Here is a 264-nt window from a genome sequence, read left to right as displayed (position 1 = left end):
TATTTTACAATAATAGTAAGTTCCATAGAAAAAGGCATAAATGCTCCCTGCTCAATTAATGCCTTTACTTTTTGAAATTAACTTTACTATTACTTTTTTTAGTTAATATATAGCTTTGTTTTATCATCTCGTAAATTTCTTCCTTTGGAACAGTACCATCAAGAATTATCGAATTCCAATGGTCCTTATTAAGATGAAATGCCGGAACTACCGACTTATATTTCTGACGCCAATAATCCAAAAAACCGGGTTCACATTTCACAT

1 protein-coding gene is annotated in these 264 nt (G+C 30.7%); it reads right to left on the bottom strand.

Translation table 11 applies throughout. The features are described 5' to 3' along the window. Positions 1 to 64: 64 nt before the first annotated feature. Positions 65 to 264 (bottom strand): MmcQ/YjbR family DNA-binding protein (locus tag V7083_RS21885; RefSeq protein WP_335482050.1); only part of this gene is annotated, 200 nt, incomplete at its 5' end.

Origin of the sequence: Bacillus sp. JJ1764, assembly GCF_036962145.1 — a bacterium.
Taxonomy (GTDB): domain Bacteria; phylum Bacillota; class Bacilli; order Bacillales; family Cytobacillaceae; genus Neobacillus.
The sequence above is the reverse complement of the archived record's forward strand: the minus strand, read 5'-3'. Positions and strand labels throughout refer to the sequence as shown.